We start from the raw sequence: 24,910 nt of genomic DNA on the forward strand, positions 1-24,910 counted from the left end.
AAGGGCGTCCGGTCGAGATTTCCTCCCACCAAAAAAAGCCGGGACGAGCCCGGCTTTTTCGACACGGAAATCGCCGGCAATCACGCCGGCAGGATGGCGCCTTCCAAAGTGGTGAGCTGCGCCAGGAACTGCTCGGCCTTGGTCCGGCCCTGGTCGTCCTTGGCGTCGGCAACATCTTCCCGCGCTTCCTGGATGCGGCGCGCCAGGTCGGCACGGTCGATATCCCTCACGGCAACCGCCGATTCGGCGAGCAAGGTGCAGCCCGACGGCAGGATGTCGGCGAACCCGCCGAACACGACGTAGCGCTCCTCGCCGCCAGAGGCCGGCTTGACGGTCACGACGCCCGGCTTGACGGTGGTCATGACCGGAGCGTGGTTCGCCATCACCGTCATCTCGCCTTCCGCTCCGGGAATGACGACCGACTCGACCGCTTGCGAAACGAGCAGACGTTCCGGCGAGACCAGTTCGAATTTGAAAGCTTCAGCCATGTCGTCTCACAAACGCTTCTTCAGCTTGGGATCATCGATCCCATTTCAATAGGCAGGCGGTCTTGCGAAGGCGCGGGCCGAAGCCCGCGCCAATGCTCGAATGGTTACGCCGCTTCGGCGGCGAGACGCTGGGCCTTCTCGACGGCTTCCTCGATGGTTCCGACCATGTAGAAGGCCGCTTCCGGCAGGTGGTCGTAGTCGCCGTTGCAGAGACCCTTGAAGCCCTTGATCGTGTCGGCCAGGTCGACCAGCTTGCCCGGCGAGCCGGTGAACACTTCGGCCACGAAGAACGGCTGAGACAGGAAGCGCTCGATCTTGCGCGCGCGGGCGACGATCAGCTTGTCCTCTTCGGACAGCTCGTCCATGCCCAGGATCGCGATGATATCCTGCAGCGACTTGTAGCGCTGAAGCGTCGACTGAACCTGGCGCGCGACCTGATAGTGCTCCTCGCCGACGATCATCGGGTCGAGCATGCGGGAGGTCGAGTCGAGCGGATCGACCGCCGGGTAGATGCCCTTCTCCGAGATGGCGCGGTTGAGAACGGTGGTCGCGTCAAGGTGCGCGAACGAGGTCGCTGGTGCCGGGTCGGTCAGGTCGTCGGCCGGCACGTAGATGGCCTGCACCGAGGTGATCGAGCCCTTGGTCGTCGTCGTGATGCGTTCCTGCAGCGCACCCATGTCGGTGGCGAGCGTCGGCTGGTAACCCACGGCCGAGGGAATGCGGCCGAGCAGCGCCGACACTTCCGAGCCGGCCTGGGTGAAGCGGAAGATGTTGTCGACGAAGAACAGCACGTCCTGCCCCTGGTCGCGGAAATATTCCGCGACGGTCAGGCCGGTCAGGCCGACGCGGGCGCGGGCGCCGGGCGGCTCGTTCATCTGGCCATAGACGAGCGCGGCCTTCGAACCTTCGCCGCCGCCCTTCTTGTTCACGCCCGATTCGATGAACTCGTGATAGAGGTCGTTGCCCTCGCGGGTACGCTCGCCCACCCCGGCGAACACCGAGAAGCCGCCATGGGCTTTCGCGACGTTGTTGATCAGTTCCTGGATGAGCACGGTCTTGCCCACGCCGGCGCCGCCGAACAGGCCGATCTTGCCGCCCTTGGCGTAGGGAGCGAGCAGGTCGAGAACCTTGATGCCCGTCACCAGGATCTGGGCTTCGGTCGACTGGTCGACATATTCCGGGGCCGGCTGGTGGATCGCGCGAAACTCGGTCGCGGAGACCGGACCTTCCTCGTCGACCGGCTCGCCGATGACGTTGATGATGCGACCGAGCATGCCCGGGCCGACCGGCACCGAGATCGGCGCACCGGTGTCGGTGACCGACTGGCCACGCACCAGACCCTCGGTGGAGTCCATTGCGATGGTGCGGACCGTGTTCTCGCCGAGATGCTGGGCGACTTCGAGAACCAGGCGGCTGCCACGATTGTCGGTCTCGAGCGCGTTCAGGATCGGCGGCAGATGATCTTCGAACTGCACGTCGACGACGGCGCCGATGACCTGACGAACCTTGCCCGCCGCGCCGACGGCCTTGATGGGAGCCTTGGTCGCCGCTGCCTTGGCCGGGGCGGCCGCCTTCTTCGCCGCGGGTGCCTTTGCCGCCGCTGCCGGAGCCGCGGCTGCCTTCGCGGCGGCCGGAGCCTTCTTAGGGGTCGCTGCTTTCGCCATTTCTCGTTACCCTTTGTCTATCCTGTTCTCCACGGGCGCCGCCGGATCGGCGTCGGCTGCCCGTGCTAGAGCGCTTCCGCGCCCGAAATGATCTCGATCAGTTCCTTGGTGATCTGCGCCTGACGCTGACGGTTATACGTGATCGACAGCTTGTTGATCATGTCGCCGGCGTTACGGGTCGCATTGTCCATGGCGCTCATCTTGGCACCCATCTCGCCAGCTGCGTTTTCAAGCAGCGCACGGAAGATCTGGACGGCAATGTTGCGCGGAATGAGGTCGGAGAGGATCTCGCCCGGCTCCGGCTCATACTCGTAGACGGCGCCGGCCTCGGCATTGCCGCCATTACCGGCCGTTGCTGCCGGGATGATCTGCTGCGCGGTCGGCACCTGCGCGATCACCGACTTGAATTCCGAATAGAACAGCGTGCAGACGTCGAACTGGCCTGCCTCGAACAGGCCGATCACCTTCTTGGCGATGGCGTCCGCATTGGCGAAGCCGAGCGTCTTCACTTCGCGCAGGTCCACGCGGTCGATGATCAGCGAATTGTATTCCCGGCGCAGTATGTCGTAGCCCTTCTTTCCGACGGTGATGACCTTCACGGTCTTGCCGGCCGCAAGGAGCTTGCGGATGTGATCGCGTGCAAAACGCGCGATCTGGCTGTTGAAGCCGCCGCACAAGCCGCGCTCGGCCGTGCAGACGACGAGCAGATGCACGTCGTCCTTGCCCGTGCCGGTCATCAGCGCCGGCGCGTCGCCGCCGCCACCCACCGCCTGGGTGATGTTGGCCAGCACTGCGCCCATGCGTTGCGAGTAGGGGCGCGCGGCTTCCGCCGCCTCCTGGGCACGGCGCAGCTTCGCCGCGGCGACCATCTGCATCGCCTTGGTGATCTTCTGCGTCGCCTTCACCGAGGCGATGCGGTTGCGGAGGTCTTTTAGCGAAGGCATGCGCCTAACCTATTCCCTTCAGGCGAAATTCTTCGCGAAAGCGTCGATCTGAGCCTTGAGCTTGGAGCGGAGGTCGTCGGAAAGTGCCTTTTCGGCGCGAATGCCGTCGAGCACTTCCTTCCCGTCCGAGCGGAGATGCGCAAGCAGGCCCTGCTCGAACTTCTGCACCTGATTGAGGGCGAGCTTGTCGAGATAGCCGTTGACGCCGGCGAAGATCACTGCGACCTGCTCTTCCGTCTTCAACGGCGAGAACTGCGGCTGCTTCAGGAGTTCCGTCAGACGGGCGCCACGGTTCAGCAGGCGCTGCGTGGCGGCGTCCAGGTCGGAGCCGAACTGCGCGAAGGCCGCCATTTCGCGGTACTGCGCCAGCTCGCCCTTGATCGACCCGGCGACCTGCTTCATCGCCTTGATCTGGGCGGAAGAGCCGACGCGCGACACCGACAGGCCGACGTTCACGGCGGGACGGATGCCCTGGAAGAACAGGTTGGTCTCCAGGAAGATCTGGCCGTCGGTGATCGAGATCACGTTGGTCGGGATGTAGGCCGACACGTCGTTGGCCTGCGTCTCGATGATCGGAAGCGCCGTCAGCGAACCGTTGCCGTTCTCGTCATTCATCTTCGCCGCGCGCTCGAGCAGGCGCGAATGCAGGTAGAAGACGTCGCCCGGATAGGCTTCGCGGCCCGGCGGGCGGCGCAGCAGCAGCGACATCTGGCGATAGGCGACGGCCTGCTTGGAGAGGTCGTCATAAGCGATCAGCGCGTGCTTCTCGTTGTCGCGGAAATACTCGCCCATGGCGCAGCCGGCGAACGGGGCCAGGAACTGCATCGGCGCCGGGTCGGAGGCCGTGGCCGCGACGATGATAGAATATTCCAGCGCGCCGCGCTCTTCGAGCACCTTCACGAACTGCGCGACGGTCGAACGCTTCTGGCCGACGGCGACGTAGACGCAGTAGAGCTTCTCCGCTTCCGGACCGCTCTCGTGGATGGCCTTCTGGTTCAGGATCGTGTCGAGGATGATGGCGGTCTTGCCGGTCTGACGGTCGCCGATCACCAGCTCACGCTGGCCGCGGCCGATCGGGATGAGCGCGTCGATCGCCTTGAGGCCGGTCGACATCGGCTCGTGCACCGACTTGCGGGGAATGATGCCGGGCGCTTTCACGTCGACGCGGCGACGCTCGGTGGCCTTGATCGGGCCCTTGCCGTCGATCGGGTTGCCGAGAGCGTCGACGACGCGGCCGAGCAGGCCCGGGCCCACCGGAACGTCGACGATGGCGCCGGTCCGCTTGACAGTGTCGCCTTCCTTGATGTCGCGGTCGTTGCCGAAAATGACGACGCCGACATTGTCGCTTTCGAGGTTCAGCGCCATGCCGCGGATGCCGCCCGGGAACTCGACCATCTCGCCGGCCTGGACGTTGTCGAGACCGTAGACGCGGGCGATGCCGTCACCGACGGAAAGAACCTGACCAACTTCCGAAACCTCGGCCTCCTTGCCGAAGTTCTTGATCTGGTCCTTCAGAATTGCGGAAATTTCCGCTGCGCGGATATCCATCAGCCGACCTCTTTCAGTGCAAGCTTGAGCGAATTGAGTTTGGTTTTGAGCGACGTGTCGATCTGGCGTGAGCCCATCTTCACGACAAGGCCACCGAGCAGGGAAGGATCGACCGTGACGGCGATCGTGACGTCCTTGCCGGCAACGCTCTTGAGCGCGGCCTTGAGTTCGGTTTCCTGCGCCGCCGACAGTGCGTGCGCGGAGGTGACGTCCGCCGCGACCTCGCCGCGATGGGCGGCGGCGATGCGGCGGAATGCCTGGATCATGCCCGGAACGGCGAAAAGACGACGGTTACGGGCGACGACCCGCAGGAAATTGCCGGCGAGACCCCTTATCTTCGCCTTGTCGGCGATTGCGGCGATCGCCTTAGCCTGGTCATCCGCCGAGAAGACCGGGCTCTTGATCAGCCGTTGCAGGTCGGCGCTGCCGTCGAGCAGGGTTTCGAATTTCTTGAGATCGGCCTCGACCGCGGCCACGGCATTCGATTGAAGAGCAAGCTCGAACAGGGAACTCGCATAGCGCTCGGCGACACCGGAGATGGGCGAGGTTGACTGGGCCACGGACCGTCTTTTCTCTGTCTGGACAGGCCGTCGATTCTTGGCGCGAGCAGGGTACTCTAGCTAAATCTTTGACCTGATTTACATTTTACCGGCCGCAGAAGCGCAAATACGGCGTCCCCGGGCCGAAAGTCGAAAGCCGTCTAGCACAGGCTTCTGACGACCGCAACACATCCTCTAACAGGCGTTCCGGCAGTTTTGTCGCAGTGACGGCCTGCGCGCGGCCAATGGCTGTGGATTCAGGGGAGAAAGCCGAATGCGAAGCCGAGCGGCAAGGCCGCGAGCACCAGCGCGACGACCAACGACAACCAGTTGTAGATCGTGTTGCCCTTGTCCGACAGCATGGAAATGATGCGGCCGAAAGCGGTGAACAGCCAGGAGAAGCCAAGCGCCATGTAAAGCAGCGGTTGCGCGAGCAGGATGCAGGAAAGGCCGGTGCCGAGATAGAAACCGGCAATGGTGGCGCGGGCCTCCGCCACGGCCTCAGGGTGCTTCTCGGTCGTCTGCAGCCGCAGGATGCGCAGCGAGATGCGTGGCGCGAAAAGCAGGAGCAAGCCGAACAGCACCGTCAGGGCGGCCGCCAACCATGCCAGCCACTCGCCCTGGCTCATCGGCCACGGAAATACGAACTCCATCGGCCCTCTCCAATGCGGTCGATTCGCGATGATACTAGATCATCAACAAAAGAAGTTGAATCCGTCTCGTCCGCAGCGGCGTCAGAGGAAGCTCTGCGGATCGATGTCGACCTGGACCCTCACCGAGCCACGTTGCTTCGGCCCGTTCGCCAGGAGCGCCCGGATAAAGCCCTGCATGTCCGAGCGCCGCTCGCCATGGACGAGCAGGCGGAAGCGATGGCGCCCGCCGACCAGCGCCAGCGGCGCCTCGGCTGGGCCGAGGATCTGGATGTCCTTCGCAGGCGCCGCCGCCCGGCGGAGCTGCCGGGCATGGGTTTCGGCCTCGGCCCTGGTGGCCGCCGAGACGATAATGCCGGCCAGCCGGCCGAAGGGTGGCAGATGGGCGTGCTCGCGTTCGGCCGTTTCGCGCTGGTAGAAGGCTTCCGCGTCGCCCGACACGATCGCCCGCATCACGGGGTGGTCGGGCTGATAGGTCTGCAGCAGGCCGAGGCTTTTCTTGCCTGTCCGGCCGGCGCGCCCGGTGACCTGCGACAGGAGTTGGAAGGTGCGCTCGGCGGCGCGCGGGTCGCCATTGGCGAGGCCGAGGTCGGCGTCGACCACGCCGACAAGCGTCATGTTCGGAAAGTTATGGCCCTTGGCGACGAGCTGCGTACCGATGACGATGTCGGCCTCGCCATTGGCGATGGCCTCGAGCTCGAGCCGCAGGCGCTTCACCCCGCCCAGCATGTCGGAGGAAAGCACGATCGTGCGGGCCTCCGGGAAACGGCCGACGACCTCCTCGGCGATCCGTTCGACGCCCGGACCGCAGGCCACGAGGTGATCGAACGTTCCGCATTCCGGGCAGGCTTCCGGACGTGTCTCGTTGTGTCCGCAATGGTGGCAGACGAGCTGTCCGCGAAACCGGTGCTCGACCAGCCAGGCGGAGCACACCGGGCAGCCGAAACGATGCCCGCAGACACGGCAGAGCGTCAGCGGCGCATAGCCTCGCCGATTGAGGAAGAGCAGCGACTGCTCGCCTCGCTCGAGCGTCCTGTCCATCTCTTCCAGCAGGACCGGCGACAGGAAGCCGCCGCGTGCCGGCGGCGCGCGGCGCATGTCCACGGCCCTGAGATGCGGAAGCGCGGCCTCTGCATAGCGGCCGGGAAGGACGACGCGCCGATAGCGCCCCTGTATTGCATTGACCCGGCTTTCGAGCGACGGGGTCGCCGAAGCGAGCACGACCGGGAAGTTGCCGAGGCGGCCGCGCACCACGGCCATGTCGCGGGCATTGTAGAAGACCCGGTCCTCCTGCTTGTAGGCGGGGTCGTGCTCCTCGTCGACGACGATCAGGCCGAGCTCCTGGAAAGGCAAGAAGAGCGCCGAGCGTGCTCCGGCCACCACCCGCACGCTGCCCTCCGAAACCTGGCGCCAGACCTTCTCGCGCATGCGCGGCGGCAGATCCGAATGCCACTCCGCCGGCCGGGCGCCGAAGCGTCCCTGGAAACGTTCGAGGAATGCCTGCGTCAGGGCGATCTCGGGCAGCAGGATCAGCACCTGGCGGCCCTTCGCGATCGCCGCCGCGACGGCCTCGAAATAGACTTCCGTCTTGCCCGAACCGGTGACGCCGTCGATGAGCGTGACCCCGAATCCGCCCGCCTCCACGCCGTCGCGCAGCGCGGCGGCGGCAGCGGCCTGATCGGCCGTGAGCTCGGGCCGCGAATAGGTCGGGTCGGGCGCGGCCACCACCGGGCGCGGTGGCAAAAAAGTCGTTTCGAAGACGCCCTGCGTCCTCAGCCCGTCTATGACGGTGAGCGAGACGCCTGCGGCATGGGCAAGGCCCGAGCGGGTCCAGGCCGGCGCCTCGCCGGCAAGCTCCAGCACGCGCTGGCGCGCAGCCGTCATCCGGTCCGGCGCGACGCCAGTGTATTTCAGCCCTTCGGTCCATGGCTCGGGATCGAAGGCCTCGGGGGCACGCAGGAACATGCGGGCTACCATGCCGGGCGGCGAGAGCGTATAGGCCGCGATCCAATCGACGAAACGACGCGCCGCATTGTCGAGCGGCGGGCAGTCGAAAACCTGGGCGATGGGGCGCAGCTTTCTCGGTTCGACGGCTTCGCCGGGCCCGTCCCACACGACACCCGCAACCTCGCGCGGCCCCAGGGGAACGCGCACGATCGAGCCCGGCACCACCATGATGTCTTCTGGCACCGCATAGGTGTAGGGGCGCTCTGCCGGCATCGGCACGAGCACGGGCGCGGCGCGCAATCTGGGCGAATCTTGCTTCATTGCGCGTGACCTTGCCCCGAACTTGGTCTAGAGCAAAGGCCAAAAGGGGCGGCCCTTCGCCGCCGGCTCACTCGCAAGGAGACCGTCATGAAATTCTTTGTCGATACTGCAGATGTGAAGGAGATCCGTGAGCTGAACGATCTCGGCCTGCTCGACGGCGTAACGACCAACCCGTCCCTCATCCTGAAGTCGGGCCGCGACATCAAGGAGGTCACCCGTGAAATCTGCGAGATCGTGGCTGGACCGGTTTCGGCCGAAGTGACGGCGACCGAATATGAGGAGATGATGCGGGAGGCGGCGGTGCTCGCCAGGATCGCCGACAATATCTGCATCAAGCTACCGCTGACGTTGGACGGCCTCAAGGCCTGCAAGGCGCTGACGTCGGATGGCCAGAAGGTCAACGTCACGCTCTGCTTCTCGGCCAACCAGGCCCTGCTCGCCGCCAAGGCCGGCGCCACCTTCATCTCGCCCTTCATCGGCCGCATCGACGACATCGGCATCGACGGGATGGAATTGATCTCCGAGATCCGTACCATCTACGACAATTACGATTTCAAGACCGAGATCCTGGCCGCCTCGATCCGCACGGTGAACCATGTGAAGCAGGCTGCGCTCATCGGCGCGGATGTGGCGACCGTCCCGCCGGCGACGCTGAAGGCCCTGGTGAAGCATCCCCTGACAGACAAGGGGCTGGAGACGTTCCTGGCCGACTGGGCCAAGACCGGACAGAAAATCGGCTGAGCCGTGAGCGCGAGCGTCGCAGCCGAAATCCTTGCGGCGCTCGACGCCGGGACGCAGATTGAGCCCGTCACGGATCGTATCCCGGCCTTTGACAAGCAGGCCGGCTATGCCGTCGCCGCTGCCTTGCGCGGCCTGCGCCAGGCGCGCGGCGAAAAGCCGGTCGGCCGGAAGATCGGCTTCACCAACCGCAACATCTGGGCCGAATACAGCGTCTACGAGCCCCTCTGGGGCGATGTCTACGACAGTACGCTGCACGACATCGCTCCCGAAGCGTCGATCAAGGCCTCGCATCTTCCTGAACCACGCATCGAGCCGGAGATCGTTCTCGGCCTCGGCCAGGACATCGAGCCCGGCATGGGCGTCGACGACATCGCCCATTCGATCGACTGGGTCGCGCACGGCTTCGAGATCGTGCAATCCGTCTTTCCCGGCTGGCGCTTCACCGTGGCCGACTGCATCGCCGATGGCGGGCTCCATGGCGCCTTGTTCGTCGGGCCGCGCCGACTGCTGCGCGACGAGGAGCGGGTCGGGTTGGCGGCTTCCCTCTCGGACCTGCAGGTCTTGCTTCACCGTGACGGCACCAGAATCGACGAGGGCAGCGGAGCGAATGTGCTCGACGGGCCGATCCATGCATTGGGATATCTTGTGGAAGTCCTGGCCGGCGATCGGCTCAACCCGCCGCTTCGCCGGGGTGAGCTCGTCACGACGGGTACGATGACCCGGGCCTTTCCGGTCAGCACCGGCGAACGCTGGTCGACGACGATCAGTGGGTTCGACCTGCCGGGACTGTCGGTCGAGATCGTCTGACCAGCCGTTTCTTCACGTCATTTGGCGGGCAGGGGAGGCCCCGTGAACTCCGCGTTGGGATCGGCCGCCAGCTCGTGGACAGCGTAATGCTGCAACCGCGCCGTTACCTCCGAGGCGTCGCCGCCGAGCGCTTCCACCGGAACGGGCTTGCCGATGGTGACGGAGAAGGGCTTGCTCTTCTTGTTCAGGAACTCGTGGAAGATGGTGATGTCGCGCAACTCGGTTGAATATTTCGAGAGCAGATAGAACAGTCCCGAATTGCGCGCCGAAAGATTGGCCGGCACGATCGGGAAATTGTAGCGCCGCGCCAGTGCCACCACCGAATTCTGCCAAGGGCGCTCGGTCAGGCGGTCCACGTTCCAGTAGGCGATGCGGCCCGCGGGAAAGAGGACGATCGCCTTGTCGGCGGCGAAGGCCTTCGCCGTCATCTCCAGCGTGTCGCGGCTCTTGGCATGGCTTTTCTCCCCTTGCCGCCACTCGACGGGGATTATGATGTCGCGGAACCCAGGTGCTGCGCGCTGTGCGTCGCGATTGGCGAAAATCGCCATGTCCGGCCGCACGCTCTTGAGAAGGTCGAACACCGCTATCCCGTCGGCAATGCCGGTTGGATGGCTGGGCGCCAGGATGAATCCGCCTCGCCGCGGCAGGTTCTCGAGCCCGCGCACCGTCAATTTGAGATCTAGCAGCTTGCTGAGGTAGCTGAATGCGTCCCAGCCCGACATGTCGGCAACGTCGTCGCACATGCGGACGGCCTGGCGGTAGTGAAAGAAACGCAGGAGCAACGGCTTGGCGATCGGCCACAGGAAATGCTGGGAAAGCTGAACCGAGCGCTCGTCGATCAGTTGATCGACGATGTGCCCGCCGGGCCGCTTGCCGCCTTGCCTCGTGCCATCCGCCACGGCGGCCGGCCCGCTCCTCGAATCCATGAGGTCAACCCTCCTGCCGCTCCTCCGTGGCCGGCGCCTGTGACAGTGCGATGACATTCACGGGCGGGGCCAGGAACCGATCTGGCGCGGCGAGCCACGTCACTTCCGGGTGATATCCTGGGCGATCGCGAGATGCAGCATTTCGGCGAGCTCGCGCGCCGCACGGTTCTCGGCGTCGCGCTGCGCGCGCAGGGCCGCGAATTCCTGCCGCGGCACGTCGAAGGAGGATGTCACTTCACGCCGCCCGGTCGCCACCACTTCACCGGTCTTGGCCCTCTTGATCGCATAGGAGCCTGTCATCGTGACCGTCGAGGCGGTCGGCTCGTCGTCGAGGGTCGTGACCTGGACGGTGGCCGCCCATTCGACGATGCTCGCGACGGTGAGGTCGAGCGAATATTCGGGAGACGACGGTGCGGCCGCGCCGCCATACATCAGGAAAATCAGGTGGTTGCGGACCTCCTGAGCCTGGCGGGTGGAGACCGGCTTGATGCTCACCGACGACAGCCTGGAAGCCATCGACACGGCGCCGGTCCCTTCGGGCGGATTGTAGTAGAGCGGCCGCACGGTGCAGGCCTGCAGCGCCATGGCGGAAACGACCACGGCCAAGCCTAGCAGGCCGCCCTTCTTTACCGGATTGCTCTTCCGCTCAGGCGACGACATTCACGATCCTCTGCGGGACGACGATGATCTTGCGCGGCGGCTTGCCCTCCAGCGCCTTCTGCACGAAATCGAGCGCCAGCACCGCCTGTTCGACCGCACCTTGATCTGCGTCGCGAGCGATTGTCAAATCCCCCCGCTTCTTGCCGTTGATCTGGACGGGCATTACGATCTCGTTGTCCACCGTCAGCGCCGGATCGAATTTCGGCCATTCACGGTCGCCCGCAAGGCCGGCCCCGCCCAGTGCTTCCCAACACTCCTCGGCCAGATGCGGCATCATCGGCGCAAACAACGCGACGAGGATTTCGACGGCTTCGCGCAAGGCGGGCAGCGCGCCGGGGTCGCCCTTACCGTCCGCCTGGGCAGCCAGCGGCGCTTGCAGCGTGTTCACCAGTTCGTAGATGCGGGCCACCGCCTTGTTGAAGGAGAGTTTCTCGATATCCTCGCCGACAGCTTTGAGCGCCTTGTGGGCCGCCTTGGACACCGCCGCGGCCTCCCCCTCGGCGGCGGCCTTCGGCGTGATTCCCTTCAACTGCGGCGCGGCCTCCGAGACGAACCGCCAGACGCGCTGCACGAAGCGATGGGCGCCTTCGACACCGGCCTCCGTCCAGATCACGTCGCGGTCGGGCGGCGAATCGGAGAGCATGAACCAGCGCGCCGTGTCGGCGCCGTAACTCGCGATGATATCGTCGGGATCGACGACATTCTTCTTCGATTTCGACATCTTCTCGATCGAGCCGATCTCGACCGGCGTGCCGTCCGCAATCAGCGAGGCGCGCCGTTTGCCGTCGACCTCCTCGACCCTGACCTCGGCCGGCGTCACCCAGGCGGCGTTCTGTCCCGTGCCCAGCCGATATGTCTCGTGAACGACCATGCCCTGCGTGAACAGGCCCTCGAAGGGTTCCTCCACTTCCGTCAGATGGCCGGTCGCCTTCATGGCGCGGGTGAAGAAGCGCGAATAGAGCAGATGCAGGATCGCATGCTCGATGCCGCCGATATACTGGTTGACCGGCAGCCATCCCTTGGGCCCGTCGGCATAGGCGACCGTCGTCGGCTGCGTTTCGTTCCACGGGTCGGTGAAGCGCGCGAAGTACCAGGACGAATCGACGAAGGTGTCCATGGTGTCGGTGTCGCGGCGCGCCGGCTTGCCGCAATTCGGGCAGTCGGCATGCTTCCAGGTGGGATGGTGATCCAGCGGGTTGCCCGGCCGATCGAAGCTGACGTCGGTCGGCAGCACGACCGGCAGCGCGCTTTCGGGCACCGGGACGGCGCCGCAGGCTTCGCAATGGATGACTGGGATCGGGCAGCCCCAATAGCGCTGGCGCGAGATCAGCCAGTCGCGCAGGCGGAACTGCACCTTGCGCTCGCCCATCGGCCGCCCGCCGATGGTCACGCCGGAAAGCCGCGTGGCGACCTCGTCGAATGCCTGTTTCGGCGTCAGGCCGTCGAGGAAGCGCGAGTTGATCATCACGCCGTCGTCGACATAGGCTTCTTCCGTGATCTGGAAGGTCGCGGCATCGGCACCTTCCGGCATCACGACCGGCACCACCGGCAGCCCGTATTTGTTGGCGAAGTCGAGATCGCGCTGGTCGCCGGACGGACAGCCGAAGATGGCACCGGTACCGTATTCCATAAGCACGAAATTCGCGACATAGACCGGCAGCGTCCAGTCGGGATCGAAAGGATGGGCGACGCGGATGCCGGTGTCGAACCCCTTCTTCTCGGCAGTCTCGAGGGCAGCCACGGACGTTCCCATATGGCGGATCTCGGCGACGAACTCGGCCAGCGCGGGATTCGACTCGGCCGCCTTCCTGGCCAGCGGATGGTCGGCGGCGATCGCCATGAAGGATGCGCCGAAGATCGTATCGGGCCGGGTCGTATAGACTTCGAGTTCGGTCTCGCCGGCGGGCGCCGTCCCCTTCGCGAGCGGCCAGCGGATCAGCATGCCTTCAGAGCGGCCGATCCAGTTCTGCTGCATGACGCGGACTTTTTCCGGCCACCGGTCGAGCGTATCGAGGCTGTCGAGCAGTTCCTGGGACATCGACGTGATCTTGAAGAACCACTGAGTCAGGTCGCGCTGCTCGACGGGAGCGCCGGACCGCCAGCCGCGGCCATCGATCACCTGCTCGTTGGCGAGCACGGTCATGTCGACCGGATCCCAGTTGACCTTGGCCGATTTGCGTTCGACAAGCCCGGACCGCCAGAAATCCAGGAACATCTTCTGCTGATGCCGATAGTAGGTCGGGTCGCAGGTCGCGAATTCGCGCGCCCAGTCGAGCGACAGGCCCATCGTTTTCAGCTGGCCCTTCATCGTCTCGATATTGGCATAGGTCCAGTCGCGCGGATTGACCTTGTTGTCGCGCGCCGCGTTCTCGGCCGGCAGGCCGAAGGCGTCCCATCCCATCGGGTGAAGCACGTTGTAGCCCTTTGCACGGCGGAAGCGCGCGACCACGTCGCCCATCGTGTAGTTGCGCACATGACCCATATGGATGCGCCCCGACGGATAGGGGAACATCTCGAGCACGTAATATTTCGGGCGCGGATCGTCGTTCTTCGTCTCGAACAGCTTGGCGTCCGCCCAGGCCTTCTGCCATTTGGGTTCGGAAGCGCGAGGATTGTATCGTTCGGTTGCCATGCCCGGATTTTCACTTAAAAGACGTGCGGGAAAACCGCCTGGCGCCTAAGCCGCGCGGTCGAAAGCTCGGTCCGGGTCTTCACCATGGATTGCCGGACCCGTCAACCATATGGGCGCCGGCGGCGCCAAAATCTCGCTCTGACGGCAGGAATCGAGGACATGAACGACGTGGTCGCGCGGCTGGAACAGGTAAGGAACAACATCGCGTCGGCCGAGGACGAGGCCAGCCGCACAGCGGGCTCGGTGACGCTTGTGGCGGTTTCCAAGACCTTCGAAGCAGCCGCCATCGTTCCGGTCATCGAGGCGGGCCAACGCATCTTCGGCGAGAACCGCGTCCAGGAAGCGCAAGGCAAATGGCCGGCTCTCAAGGAGGCCTATCCCGGCGTCGAGCTGCATCTCATCGGCCCGCTGCAATCGAACAAGGCCAAGGAGGCTGTGGCGCTGTTCGACGTGATCGAGACGGTCGACCGCGAGAAGATCGCCGCTGAACTGGCGAAGGAAATAGCCCGGCAGGGCAAGGCACCGAGACTCTACGTCCAGGTCAACACCGGCTCCGAAGCGCAGAAGGCAGGCGTCGACCCGCGCGAGGCGGTCGCCTTCGTGAACCGCTGCCGCGACGCCCATGGCCTCGCGATCGAAGGGCTGATGTGCATCCCGCCGATCGACGAGAATCCCGGGCCGCATTTCGCGCTGCTGGAAAAGCTAGCCCACGAGGCAGGGTTGGACAAACTGTCGATGGGCATGTCCGGCGACTACGAACTGGCGATCGCCTTCGGCGCGACGAGCGTGCGTGTGGGCTCGGCCATTTTCGGCGAGCGCTGAACGTCAAACGATCGCTTGAAGGATTGTTCTGGCCGGCTATATGGTAGGCTAGCCAAGCTAGCTAGAAAGAAATAGCCATGAATTGGCATCTTCAGGATGCAAAGAACAATTTCTCCAAGGTGGTGCAACGAGCGCGAACCGAGGGGCCGCAGACGGTGACGATACGTGGCGAAAGGGCCGCCATCGTGATTTCGGCGGAAGAGTATGACCGTCTCGTTTCCGACAGGCCGACTCTGACTGATCTCCTGATATCCGGACCCGAGTGGGACGAGGAGTTCGCCGAAGAAGTCAACCGCCGGGCCAAGGCCCCGAGCAGGGATTTCGATTTTTAATGTACCTACTCGATACGAATATTATCTCCGACATCCGCAAGGGGTTGCCGAAAGCGGTGAATTGGCTTCGGTCCACCAACCCGGCTGGAAATTATCTAAGTGTCATCACCTTGGGAGAGATCGAGCGCGGAATCGCGAAGAAAGAACGGAGCGACAGGGCGGCCGCCGGACATCTCAAGGCCTGGCTCTCCACGATCAGAACGGAGCAATCAAGCCGTATTCTGCCTATCGATGACGAGGTTGCTCTGGCTTGGGGACGTATCTCAGCCCAGCGCCCCCGAGGAGAGGCCGACGGGCTGATTGCCGCCACCGCCCTTGTGCACAACCTGGTTCTGGTAACCAAGAATGTCGCCGATTTCCATGATACAGGCGTTGCCGTCTTGGATCCGTGGGAGGGGTGGAAGGCTTAAACGGCCGGGCGCACATTGGCCGCCAGGAAATCCAGGAAGGCACGCACGCGGGCAGGCAAGTGGCCGCCCTGCCCGACATAGATGGCGTGAAGCGCCTCCTCGTCGCCGGGATTGAACTCTTCCAGCACCGGCACCAGCCTGCCCGCGCCGAGATCGCGCGCTATGTGGAACCGTGATAGGCGGGCGAGCCCCAGGCCGGAGAGGGCGGCGAGCCGCATCGCCTCGCCGTCGCTTATGAGGGCATTTCCCTGCGGCCGGATCCTGACGTCGCGACCGGCCGAATCGCGGAACGGCCAGCCCTCGACCAGCCTCGAAAAGGAGAATTCCAGGCAATTGTGCAGAGCAAGATCGTCAGGCGTCTTCGGCGTGCCGTGCCGTTGGAGGTAGGCGGGGGCCGCCACAACCGCCATCCGGCTTTGCCAGAGCTTGCGCGCCACGAGGCGCGACTCGCGGAGCGGTCCGGCCCGAATGGCGATGTCGGCCCTTTCCTCGAGGAGATCTACTACCCTGTCGGTGAGCGAGATGTCGGCGATGATGTCGGGATGTGCCGCGAGGAAGGATGGCATCAGCGGCAGGAGATAATGCTGGCCGAAAGGCACGTTGCAATTGATCCTCAGGCGCCCGCGTGGAACGGCACCTGCCGCCGCATCGCGTTCGGCGGCATCGATCTCGGCAAGGATCCGCAGCCCCCGTTCATAGAAGGCCCCGCCCTCCGGCGTAAGTCGCAACTTGCGGGTCGTCCGATTGACCAGCCGCGCGCCGAGCCGGGCTTCGAGGCGGCCGATCAGCTTGCTCACCGCCGAGGGTGTCATGCCGAGTGTTCCGGCCGCAGCCGAGAAGGTCCCGCGCTCGACGACACGGACGAAAACCTCGATCTCACCCGAGCGGTTGATGTCTTGGCGCGCCATTCGTGAATTGGTCTCACAAATCATGTGAGCGCCGCAAGGCTGTTCCGACTGCATCCGCATCCCGATCTTGGAGCGGCCCGGATCGGCGGGCATTCCAATTGATTCCTGGATGATGTTCATGCCCCTAGCGCTTTATGCCCTCACTGCCGGTGCGTTCGGCATCGGCGTCACTGAATTCGTCATCATGGGTCTCCTCATTGAGGTCGGAAACGATCTCGGGGTCTCCATCTCCGCCGCCGGCATGCTGATCTCCGGCTATGCGCTGGGCGTGGTGGTCGGTGCGCCGCTGATGACGACGCTGACGTTCGGCTGGCCGCGCAAGACGACGCTCGTCGCCCTCATGCTGATCTTCACCTTCGGCAATCTCGCCTGTGCCCTGGCGCCCGGCTATTGGCCTCTGATGGTGGCGCGGGTGCTGACCGCCTTTGCCCATGGCACCTTCTTCGGCGTCGGCTCTGTCGTGGCCACCAGCCTTGTCGCAGCCGACAAGCGCGCCTCGGCGATCGCAATCATGTTCACGGGCCTGACTGTCGCCAACATCCTGGGCGTGCCTCTCGGCACCTGGCTCGGCCAGACCTATGGCTGGCGCTCGACTTTCTGGGCTGTCACGCTGGTCGGCGTCCTGGCCATGGCGGTGATCGCGCTCTTCGTGCCGCGCGACACAGCCGAGAGAAACGGGCAAGGCGATTGGCGTTCGGATCTCGTCGTGCTCGGCCGGCCCCAGGTGCTTCTTGGTCTCTTGACCACGGTGCTGAGCTGGATCGGCGTATTCGCCGCCTTCACCTACATCGCACCGATGCTGACCGAAATCGCGGGCTTTCCAGAGGCGGCCGTCTCGCCGATCCTGCTCGTCTTCGGCGCCGGCCTGATCGCCGGTAACCTGATCGGCGGCCGGCTTGCCGACCGCCGGCTGGTGCCCGCGCTGCTCGGCAGCCTGCTTCTGCTCACCGTTGTGCTGGCCGGCATGACGTTCGCCATACACGACCGCATCGCTGCCGTCGCCTTCGTCGCGCTTCTGGGGGCGGCAGGTTTCGCTACCGTTCCTCCCTTGCAGATTTGGGTGCTGGACAAAGCGACGGGCGCCGGACAGGCACTCGCCTCCAGCCTGAACATCGCCGCCTTCAATCTCGGCAACGCCGCCGGCGCCGTGCTGCGGGGCCTTATCATCGACCACGGGCCGGGGCTAGGCGCGATCCCGTTGGTGGCGGCGCTGGCGCCGCTGATGAGCTTCGGAGTCGCATTGCTGGGCCTGCGACGCGCACGCAATGCCACGCTCACCGCGCCCGCAACCTCCTGTCCCTGATCCACCCAATGCAACGGAAGGAATCTTGTTATGGAATATAGACGTCTCGGCGTTTCGGGCCTGAAAGTGCCGGTCCTCAGCTTCGGAACGGGAACCTTCGGCGGTTCCGGACCACTGTTCGGTGCGTGGGGCAATACCGATGCCGGTGAAGCGCGACGACTGATCGACATCTGCCTCGAAGCCGGCGTGAACCTCTTCGACACGGCCGACGTGTATTCCAATGGCGCGTCCGAAGAAGTCCTGGGCAAGGCGATCAAGGGCCGGCGAGATCGTGTGCTGATTTCCACCAAGACTTCGCTGCCGATGGGCGAAGGACCAAACGATGCCGGATCCTCGCGCCCGCGGCTGATCCGTGCCGTCGACGATTCCCTTCGGCGACTGGGCACCGATCATATCGACCTTCTCCAACTTCATGCCTTCGATGCCGGGACACCGGTCGAGGAGGTGCTGAAAACGATCGACGACCTCGTGTCGGCCGGCAAGCTTCGTTATGTCGGCGTTTCGAATTTCTCAGGCTGGCAATTGATGAAGTCACTCGCCGCCGCCGAGCGCCACGGCCATCCTCGCTACGTCGCGCATCAGGTCTATTACTCGCTGGTGGGACGCGACTACGAATGGGAACTCATGCCGCTCGGCCTCGATCAAGGCGTCGGCGCCCTCGTCTGGAGCCCGCTCGGCTGGGGCCGCCTCACTGGCAGGCTGCGCCGGGGGCAGGAACTGCCTGCGGGCAGCAGGCTTCACGAGACCGCCGACTACGGCCCACCCGTGGACGAGGACCGCCTGTTCGCCATCATCGACATCCTCGATGCTATCTCCGCCGAAACCGGCAAGACAATTCCTCAGATCGCCATCAATTGGCTGCTCGCTCGGCCGACGGTGTCGTCCGTCATCATCGGAGCGCGTAACGAGGACCAACTCCGGCAGAATCTCGGCGCGACCGGCTGGTCCCTGACCGAGGACCAGATCGCACGTCTCGACGCTGCCAGTTCGGTGACGGCGCCTTATCCCTATTTCCCCTATTATCGGCAGGAGGGTTTCGCCCGTCTGAACCCGCCCGTGGTCTGAAACGCAGGTCTGAAACGGAACTGATTCTCGGAAGGCCAGGCTCCACTCCCGGCCTGCATGACCCGCGTCCAAAGGACGCAAGGCGCTCTATGTGGCGCCGCTCGGCAGATGGCGAGCATCAGACCGCCGGCCGCTGGCTCAAGCCGTTCGTGCCAAAAGCTGAACGGGTCAGTGCAGCAGCAGCTCGCCGTCGACCTTGCGCCACTCGTTGGGCGCGATCAGCCGCTTATGGGTATAGGTAACCGAGTGGAGAGGGCCTTCCAGCCTGGTCTTCCAGAATTCGATGAAGCGGAAGAGCGCGGGGAATTTCGGTGCTAGATCATAGTCCTGCCATACGTAGGTTTGAAGCAGGTGTGGGTGGTCAGGAAAATGATAGAGGATCCTGGCTGTCGTCAGCCCATAACCGTTGAGCATCAGCTTTAATTCGGAATTCTCGCGCATCGGCCTTTCCCTTTCGGCGCTGATTGTTCCCTTCGAATTCTGCGCCGGCATCGTTGATGGTCTACCGAAACGCTTTCCGTGTCGATAGGTTTCATGAGCAAAAACAACGCGTTAGCAGCATGTTGGAATGAGTGCTGTCAAAGCGCCGTAGCTCATCGTACGGAAAGGGGGCGCACGGCCGAAAGGTGCGACTCCAACGTCTAATATTGTCCCCCGGCGCGAATTGATAATAATGCGCGCCGACGCGCCGCTTGACGGCGCAAGCACCGGCCGCAATGGCCGGAAATGGTTCCGGGGAGAAAGCTTTATGTCCGAGGTTCATGTCCACCGCGTCCAGCAGGCGTGGAAAAAGCGCGCGCTCATCGACAACGACACCTATCTGAAGTGGTACGCCGACAGCGTGAAGAACCCGGACAAGTTCTGGGGCAAGCACGGCAAGCGCCTAAACTGGATCAAGCCCTACACCAAAGTGAAGAACACCTCCTTCACCGGCAATGTCTCGATCAAATGGTTCGAGGACGGCCTGCTCAATGTATCGGAAAACTGCGTTGACAGGCATCTCAAGAAACGTGGCGACCAGACGGCCATCATCTGGGAAGGCGACAACCCGTATGATGACCGCAAGATCACCTATCGCCAGCTTTACGAGCATGTCTGCCGCATGGCGAACGTGCTGAAGAAGCATGGCGTCAAGAAGGGCGATCGGGTCACCATCTACATGCCGATGATTCCCGAGACCGCTTACGCGATGCTCGCATGTGCCCGGATCGGGGCCGTTCATTCGGTGGTTTTCGGCGGCTTTTCGCCCGATTCGTTGGCCGGCCGCATCGAGGATTGCAACTCGACCTTCGTCATCACCGCCGACGAAGGGCTGCGCGGCGGCCGGACAATCCCGCTCAAGGAGAACACCGACCGCGCGATCGACATTGCCGGTCGCATGGGCGTCGTCGTCAAGAAGGTGCTCGTGGTGCGTCGCACCGGCGGCAAGATCAACTGGGCGGCGGACCGCGACCTCTGGTACCACGAGGAAGTGGCCACGGTGAAAGCCGAATGCAAGCCGGAAAAGATGAAGGCCGAGGATCCGCTCTTCATCCTCTACACCTCCGGCTCGACGGGCAAGCCGAAGGGCGTGCTCCACACGACCGGCGGCTATCTCGTTTATACCTCGATGACGCACCAATATGTCTTCGATTATCACGACGGGGACATCTATTGGTGCACCGCCGATGTCGGCTGGGTGACCGGCCACAGCTACATCCTCTACGGGCCGCTCGCCAACGGCGCCACCACGCTGATGTTCGAGGGCGTGCCGAACTACCCGTCCGCCTCGCGTTTCTGGGAGGTGGTCGACAAGCACCAGGTCAATATCTTCTACACCGCGCCGACCGCCATCCGGGCCCTGATGGGCGCCGGCGACGCCTTCGTGAAAAAGGCCTCGCGCAAGAGCCTGCGTGTGCTCGGTACGGTGGGCGAGCCCATCAACCCGGAGGCCTGGGAATGGTACTTCAACGTCGTCGGCGAGAAGAAGAGCCCGGTCGTCGACACGTGGTGGCAGACAGAGACGGGCGGCATCCTCATCACGCCGCTGCCGGGCGCAACCGACCTGAAGGCCGGCTCGGCCACGAGGCCATTCTTCGGCATACAGCCGCAGCTCGTGGACAATGAGGGCGATGTTCTGGAAGGCGCCGCCGACGGCAATCTCTGCATTGCGGATTCCTGGCCGGGCCAGATGCGCACCGTCTATGGCGATCACGAGCGTTTCGTGCAGACCTATTTCTCGACCTACAAGGGCAAATATTTCACCGGCGACGGCTGCCGCCGTGACGAGGACGGCTACTACTGGATCACCGGACGCGTCGACGACGTGATCAACGTGTCGGGTCACCGTATGGGTACGGCCGAGGTGGAATCGGCGCTGGTCAGCCACGACAAGGTGTCTGAGGCGGCCGTTGTCGGCTATCCCCATGACGTCAAGGGACAGGGCATCTACTGCTACGTCACGCTGATGACCGGTGTCGAATGGTCGGAGGATCTGCGCAAGGAGTTGATCACTCATGTCCGCAAGGAGATCGGCGCAATCGCCACGCCCGACAAGATCCAGTTCGCGCCGGGCTTGCCCAAGACCCGCTCCGGCAAGATCATGAGGCGCATCCTTCGCAAGATTGCCGAGGACGATTACGGCTCGCTCGGCGACACCTCGACGCTGGCCGATCCCTCGGTGGTGGACGACCTCGTCGCCAACCGGCAGAACAAGCGCGTCGCTGCCGCGTGAGAACAGGCCCCGCCGGCGCGACGCAGGCGGGGCCGACGCAGCCGCCCGAAGATTTCGAGCCTGTGACCTTTTTGCACTTGCAAGTGAACACGAGGGACCTCAGCTTTCCCTGCATGTTCAACCAATCGAAAGGAGGTGATCCGATGTCGAGTGATTTCGTTTTCCAGAGCGTGGCCTCAGCGGATTGCCCTTTCGGGAAGCAGCCTTCCTGAAACGCGAGCATGACGTGCGGCCGGTGATCCGTTGATCACCGCTAGCGGCCGCGCCATGGACGAAAACACGGGCCGCTGCCTCGATGCGAGGCAGCGGCCTTTTTCGTTTCGCCGGAAGGGCGCATCCCCGGAAGCGGGGATGAAGGTCTCAATGCCTGAAATGCCGGACGCCGGTGAAGACCATGGCGATGCCATGCTGGTTGGCGGCCTCGATCACTTCGTCGTCGCGCATTGAGCCACCGGGCTGGACAACGGCCGTCGCACCGGCCTCAACCGCGGAAAGCAGGCCGTCGGCGAAGGGGAAAAAGGCGTCGGAAGCGACGACCGATCCCTTGGCCAGCGATTCCGCAACCCCTGCAGCCTGGGCGGCATCCTCGGCCTTGCGCGCTGCGATGCGTGACGAATCCACCCGGCTCATCTGCCCGGCACCGATCCCGACCGTCGCACGATCCCTGGCATAGACGATGGCATTCGACTTGACGTGCTTGGCCACACGGAAGGCGAACCTCAGATCGGCCATCTCCTGCTCGGACGGGGCCCGGCGCGTCACGACCTTGAGTTCGATGTCGTCGACGACAGCGTTGTCGCGCGATTGTACGAGCAGGCCGCCGGCAACGGACTTGACGGTCGTGCCCTGCGCCCGCGGGTCGGGCATGCCCCCGGCGAGCAGCAGGCGAAGGTTCTTCTTCCCCGCCACGATCGCCTTCGCCTCTTCGGTTGCGTCTGGCGCGATGATCACTTCCGTAAAAATCTTGACGATCTCTTCGGCCGCTTCGGCGTCGAGCAATCGATTGACGGCCACGATGCCGCCGAAGGCCGACACGGGATCGCAGCGCAGCGCCTTCAGATAGGCGTCCTTGAGCGAAACACCTTCCGCGACGCCGCAAGGATTGGCATGCTTGATGATGGCGACGGCGGCGGTCCGCGCGGGATCGAACTCGCCTGCCAGTTCGAACGCGGCGTCTGTATCGTTGATGTTGTTGTAGGACAGTTGCTTGCCTTGAAGCTGCCGGGCCGTGGCGACGCCAGGCCGCTTGTCGCCCGAGACATAGAAGCCAGCCTGCTGGTGCGGGTTTTCGCCATAGCGCATGACGTTGTCGAGCTTGCCGCCGAATGCCCGCCAGGTCGGATGCTCGATATCGAGCGCCTCGGCGAACCAGCCGGAGATCGCCGCGTCATAGGCGGCCGTCCGGGCAAACGACTTGGCGGCGAGCCGCTTGCGGAAGTCGAAGGAGAGGCTGCCGAAATTGACCTCCAGCGCATTGACGACGGAGGCGTAGTCTTCCGGATCGGTCACGACGGCCACATAGGCATGGTTCTTGGCGGCGGCGCGAAGCATGGCCGGACCGCCTATGTCGATATTCTCGACGACCTCGGGATAGTCGCCTCCGGCGTAGCGGACCTCCTCGAATGGATAGAGATTGACCACGACGAGGTCGATCGGCGCAATGCCATGGGCGTTCATCGCCTCGACATGCTCCGGGTCGCCACGCACGCCGAGCAATGCGCCGTGGACGGCCGGGTGCAAGGTCTTCACACGGCCGTCCATGATCTCGGGAAATCCCGTGAGTTCCGAAACGTCGCGTACCGGAATGCCCGCCGCTGCGATCGCCTTGGAGGTCCCGCCGGTCGAGACCAGCTCGACTCCGGCTTTGGACAAGGCAGCGGCGAATTCGACGAGCCCGGTCTTGTCGGAAACCGAAAGCAGGGCGCGACGGACGGGCACCAGGTCTGGCGCCGGAATCTTCTTGGATGCGACGGCCATAAGCCAAGTCTCCTATGCCGGTATCTAACGGGAGTTTGCGCGCGGCCTAACACAAGAGAAGGCGGAACGAAACGCCCCGAACGCCGGGTAAGGAAATCTTGATATGGGAAAGCCGTCCCCCCGATGATCAGGTACGGCGCCAAACCTGGTCGGCCGCGGGAGCCTCGCTGCGTTCGATGCTGCGATAGTAATCGGCGAGCAGCTTGCCGCGTTCCGGCCGGAAGCTGCGGCCGGCGCATTTGACCGTCGCGATACGGTCGATGCGGAAGGCTCGGAAATCGTCGCGCATCTCGCACCAGGCGATCAGCGTCCACACCTTGCCCCAGAACCACAGGCCGAGCGGCCGGACGTCGCGGGCCGTGCCGCGCCCCGCCTCGTCGTGATAGTCGAGCGTCAGCACGTCGCGCTTCTCGATCGCACGCTCGATGAGATCGATCGCCTCGCGGTCGGCATCCGTCACCACCCACATCGGCGTGTGGATCTCGGTCCGGGCGATGCGGTCCCTCTCCGTATCGGGCAGCACCGCGCCGATCTTGACCAGCGCCTCTTCGGCGGCGCGCGCCATTGCCGCCCCGCCGAAAGCCCGCACCATGCGTGCGCCAGCGACCAGCGCCACGATCTCGTCGCGCGTGAACATCAGCGGTGGGAGGTCGAAGCCTTCCCTCATCATATAGCCGACACCGGCCTCGCCATCGATCGGCACGCCGGTGGACTGCAGGTCGGCGATGTCACGATAGATCGTGCGCTCGGAAACCTCCAGCCACATGCCCAGCTTCTGTGCGGTCACCAGCCGGCCACCGCGCAGATGCTGCACGATCTGAAACAAACGGTCTGCACGTCTCATTCGGGCAAGCCTTCTTCGCGGCGGTTCTCGTGAACGAAAGCGGCTCCGAAAGTGAGTCGCTTGGTGGTCGGCGGGGCCTTGTCGAGGACCCGCCAGAAAGGAACCAGCATGACTTCTCCCGCCCTCATGCCGGCAATACTGACGGGCGCCGGCTTGATGGCGACACGCGCAGGAGCATTGAACTTTTCTGTCCAGCTTTTCATGGCCCGGTGCCTGAAAGCATCAGCTTGTCGCCGGTTCTTGTCGCAAATCGTGAGACACTTTTGCGCAACCTGCCTAGACGAACAGCCCGAAGCTGTTTCCGTCGGGATCGAGACAATATACGAAACGGCCTGCGGGGATAGTAACAATCGGCGACACAACCTGCCCGCCGTTTTCCGTCACCCGTTTCATCGCGTCTTCGAGCGGATCCGCGATGGAAAGATGCAGGGTGATCCCCGTGCCGGCCGCGGCCGGCTTGCCTTCATAGAGGTGGCCGGAAGCCATCTCGTCCTTGGCCGGGAAAATCGCGATCGGGTTCGGTCCGCCTTCGGTCACCGGGATATCGGTCTGCAGGACCGCGCCGTAGAAGGCGCGGGCCTTGTCGAGGTTGGTGACCGGGATCTCGAACCATGCGGAAGCCTTGGCCGGAATAAACGAACCCATGATCTACCTCCTTCAAACGGAAGC

At 64.2% G+C, this 24,910-nt stretch carries 24 protein-coding genes; 8 read left to right on the forward strand and 16 right to left on the reverse strand.

What is annotated here, in order from left to right:
- Positions 1–80: 80 nt before the first annotated feature.
- The 7 genes from ACCO56_RS30310 to ACCO56_RS30340 all read right to left on the reverse strand — a co-directional run bounded on the left by ACCO56_RS30310 (position 81) and on the right by ACCO56_RS30340 (position 8,101).
- On the reverse strand, positions 81–488 hold the full coding sequence (locus tag ACCO56_RS30310; RefSeq protein WP_433644680.1) for a F0F1 ATP synthase subunit epsilon: 408 nt from the start codon (positions 486–488) through the stop codon (positions 81–83).
- 104 nt (positions 489–592) lie between these two features.
- The gene (gene atpD / locus ACCO56_RS30315) at positions 593–2,152 is read right to left on the reverse strand and encodes a F0F1 ATP synthase subunit beta (protein ID WP_433644681.1); all 1,560 of its coding nucleotides are present in this window, start codon (positions 2,150–2,152) and stop codon (positions 593–595) included.
- Positions 2,153–2,217: 65 nt separating this feature from the next.
- Positions 2,218–3,096, reverse strand: coding sequence for a F0F1 ATP synthase subunit gamma (locus ACCO56_RS30320; RefSeq protein ID WP_433644682.1), 879 nt, complete (start codon positions 3,094–3,096; stop codon positions 2,218–2,220).
- An 18-nt stretch (positions 3,097–3,114) separates the two neighbouring features.
- On the reverse strand, positions 3,115–4,644 hold the full coding sequence (atpA, locus tag ACCO56_RS30325; RefSeq protein WP_433644683.1) for a F0F1 ATP synthase subunit alpha: 1,530 nt from the start codon (positions 4,642–4,644) through the stop codon (positions 3,115–3,117).
- Positions 4,644–5,204 carry a F0F1 ATP synthase subunit delta gene (locus ACCO56_RS30330; RefSeq protein ID WP_433644684.1) on the reverse strand — a complete coding sequence of 187 codons (561 nt, stop codon included), beginning with the start codon at positions 5,202–5,204 and terminating at the stop codon, positions 4,644–4,646. The genes atpA and ACCO56_RS30330 overlap by 1 nt, the downstream gene beginning before the upstream one ends.
- A 236-nt stretch (positions 5,205–5,440) precedes the next feature.
- Complete coding sequence (locus ACCO56_RS30335; protein WP_433644685.1) at positions 5,441–5,836, reverse strand: DUF4345 family protein; 396 nt, start codon at positions 5,834–5,836, stop codon at positions 5,441–5,443.
- A gap of 81 nt (positions 5,837–5,917) precedes the next feature.
- Positions 5,918–8,101 (reverse strand): primosomal protein N', encoded by a 2,184-nt coding sequence (locus ACCO56_RS30340; RefSeq protein ID WP_433644686.1) that lies wholly within the window; start codon positions 8,099–8,101, stop codon positions 5,918–5,920.
- A gap of 87 nt (positions 8,102–8,188) precedes the next feature.
- Here ACCO56_RS30340 and fsa point away from each other — a divergent pair, with 87 nt between their 5' ends.
- Positions 8,189–8,842, forward strand: a complete 654-nt coding sequence (fsa, locus tag ACCO56_RS30345; protein ID WP_433644687.1) for a fructose-6-phosphate aldolase — start codon at positions 8,189–8,191, stop codon at positions 8,840–8,842.
- A 3-nt stretch (positions 8,843–8,845) separates the two neighbouring features.
- Entirely contained in the window at positions 8,846–9,649 is an 804-nt protein-coding gene (locus ACCO56_RS30350; protein ID WP_433644688.1) for a 2-keto-4-pentenoate hydratase, read from the forward strand.
- A 17-nt stretch (positions 9,650–9,666) separates the two neighbouring features.
- On the opposite strand, the gene ACCO56_RS30355 is transcribed toward ACCO56_RS30350, so the two are convergent.
- The 3 genes from ACCO56_RS30355 to leuS form a co-directional block, all read right to left on the reverse strand.
- The gene (locus tag ACCO56_RS30355) at positions 9,667–10,575 is read right to left on the reverse strand and encodes a GNAT family N-acetyltransferase (RefSeq protein WP_433644689.1); all 909 of its coding nucleotides are present in this window, start codon (positions 10,573–10,575) and stop codon (positions 9,667–9,669) included.
- A 99-nt stretch (positions 10,576–10,674) separates the two neighbouring features.
- Positions 10,675–11,235, reverse strand: coding sequence for an LPS assembly lipoprotein LptE (gene lptE / locus ACCO56_RS30360; protein WP_433644690.1), 561 nt, complete (start codon positions 11,233–11,235; stop codon positions 10,675–10,677).
- Positions 11,222–13,867 carry a leucine--tRNA ligase gene (gene leuS / locus ACCO56_RS30365; RefSeq protein WP_433644691.1) on the reverse strand — a complete coding sequence of 882 codons (2,646 nt, stop codon included), beginning with the start codon at positions 13,865–13,867 and terminating at the stop codon, positions 11,222–11,224. Before leuS ends, lptE begins: the two co-directional genes overlap by 14 nt.
- 159 nt (positions 13,868–14,026) lie before the next feature.
- On the opposite strand from leuS, the gene ACCO56_RS30370 reads away from it, so the two are divergent.
- The 3 genes from ACCO56_RS30370 (at position 14,027) to ACCO56_RS30380 (ending at position 15,431) form a co-directional block, all read left to right on the forward strand.
- A complete protein-coding gene (locus tag ACCO56_RS30370; protein WP_433644692.1) occupies positions 14,027–14,689 on the forward strand; it encodes a YggS family pyridoxal phosphate-dependent enzyme in 663 nt (220 codons plus the stop codon).
- A 77-nt stretch (positions 14,690–14,766) separates the two neighbouring features.
- Positions 14,767–15,021: a type II toxin-antitoxin system Phd/YefM family antitoxin gene (locus ACCO56_RS30375; RefSeq protein ID WP_433644693.1), complete on the forward strand. Its 255-nt coding sequence runs from the start codon at positions 14,767–14,769 to the stop codon at positions 15,019–15,021.
- Positions 15,021–15,431, forward strand: coding sequence for a type II toxin-antitoxin system VapC family toxin (locus ACCO56_RS30380; protein WP_433644694.1), 411 nt, complete (start codon positions 15,021–15,023; stop codon positions 15,429–15,431). Before ACCO56_RS30375 ends, ACCO56_RS30380 begins: the two co-directional genes overlap by 1 nt.
- Here ACCO56_RS30380 and ACCO56_RS30385 read toward each other — a convergent pair.
- Positions 15,428–16,339 carry a LysR family transcriptional regulator gene (locus ACCO56_RS30385; RefSeq protein WP_433644695.1) on the reverse strand — a complete coding sequence of 304 codons (912 nt, stop codon included), beginning with the start codon at positions 16,337–16,339 and terminating at the stop codon, positions 15,428–15,430. The genes ACCO56_RS30380 and ACCO56_RS30385 overlap by 4 nt on opposite strands.
- A 118-nt stretch (positions 16,340–16,457) precedes the next feature.
- Between ACCO56_RS30385 and ACCO56_RS30390 the strand changes: the two genes are divergently transcribed.
- A complete protein-coding gene (locus tag ACCO56_RS30390; RefSeq protein WP_433644697.1) occupies positions 16,458–17,642 on the forward strand; it encodes an MFS transporter in 1,185 nt (394 codons plus the stop codon).
- A 30-nt stretch (positions 17,643–17,672) separates the two neighbouring features.
- On the forward strand, positions 17,673–18,707 hold the full coding sequence (locus tag ACCO56_RS30395) for an aldo/keto reductase (RefSeq protein ID WP_433644698.1): 1,035 nt from the start codon (positions 17,673–17,675) through the stop codon (positions 18,705–18,707).
- Between the two features lie 168 nt (positions 18,708–18,875).
- On the opposite strand, the gene ACCO56_RS30400 is transcribed toward ACCO56_RS30395, so the two are convergent.
- Positions 18,876–19,148: an usg protein gene (locus ACCO56_RS30400; RefSeq protein ID WP_433644699.1), complete on the reverse strand. Its 273-nt coding sequence runs from the start codon at positions 19,146–19,148 to the stop codon at positions 18,876–18,878.
- Positions 19,149–19,455: 307 nt separating this feature from the next.
- On the opposite strand from ACCO56_RS30400, the gene acs reads away from it, so the two are divergent.
- Positions 19,456–21,420, forward strand: coding sequence for an acetate--CoA ligase (gene acs, locus ACCO56_RS30405; protein WP_433644700.1), 1,965 nt, complete (start codon positions 19,456–19,458; stop codon positions 21,418–21,420).
- A gap of 360 nt (positions 21,421–21,780) precedes the next feature.
- Here the strand turns inward: acs and purH are convergent, their stop codons facing one another.
- The 4 genes from purH to ACCO56_RS30425 form a co-directional block, all read right to left on the reverse strand.
- On the reverse strand, positions 21,781–23,397 hold the full coding sequence (gene purH, locus ACCO56_RS30410; protein WP_433644701.1) for a bifunctional phosphoribosylaminoimidazolecarboxamide formyltransferase/IMP cyclohydrolase: 1,617 nt from the start codon (positions 23,395–23,397) through the stop codon (positions 21,781–21,783).
- A gap of 127 nt (positions 23,398–23,524) precedes the next feature.
- The gene (locus ACCO56_RS30415; RefSeq protein WP_433644702.1) at positions 23,525–24,241 is read right to left on the reverse strand and encodes a helix-turn-helix transcriptional regulator; all 717 of its coding nucleotides are present in this window, start codon (positions 24,239–24,241) and stop codon (positions 23,525–23,527) included.
- Positions 24,238–24,444, reverse strand: coding sequence for a hypothetical protein (locus ACCO56_RS30420; RefSeq protein ID WP_433644703.1), 207 nt, complete (start codon positions 24,442–24,444; stop codon positions 24,238–24,240). The genes ACCO56_RS30415 and ACCO56_RS30420 overlap by 4 nt, the downstream gene beginning before the upstream one ends.
- Before the next feature lie 73 nt (positions 24,445–24,517).
- Positions 24,518–24,886: a VOC family protein gene (locus ACCO56_RS30425; RefSeq protein ID WP_433644704.1), complete on the reverse strand. Its 369-nt coding sequence runs from the start codon at positions 24,884–24,886 to the stop codon at positions 24,518–24,520.
- Positions 24,887–24,910 lie beyond the last annotated feature (24 nt).

It is taken from the genome of Mesorhizobium sp. 1B3 (assembly GCF_050958605.1).
Taxonomy (GTDB): domain Bacteria; phylum Pseudomonadota; class Alphaproteobacteria; order Rhizobiales; family Rhizobiaceae.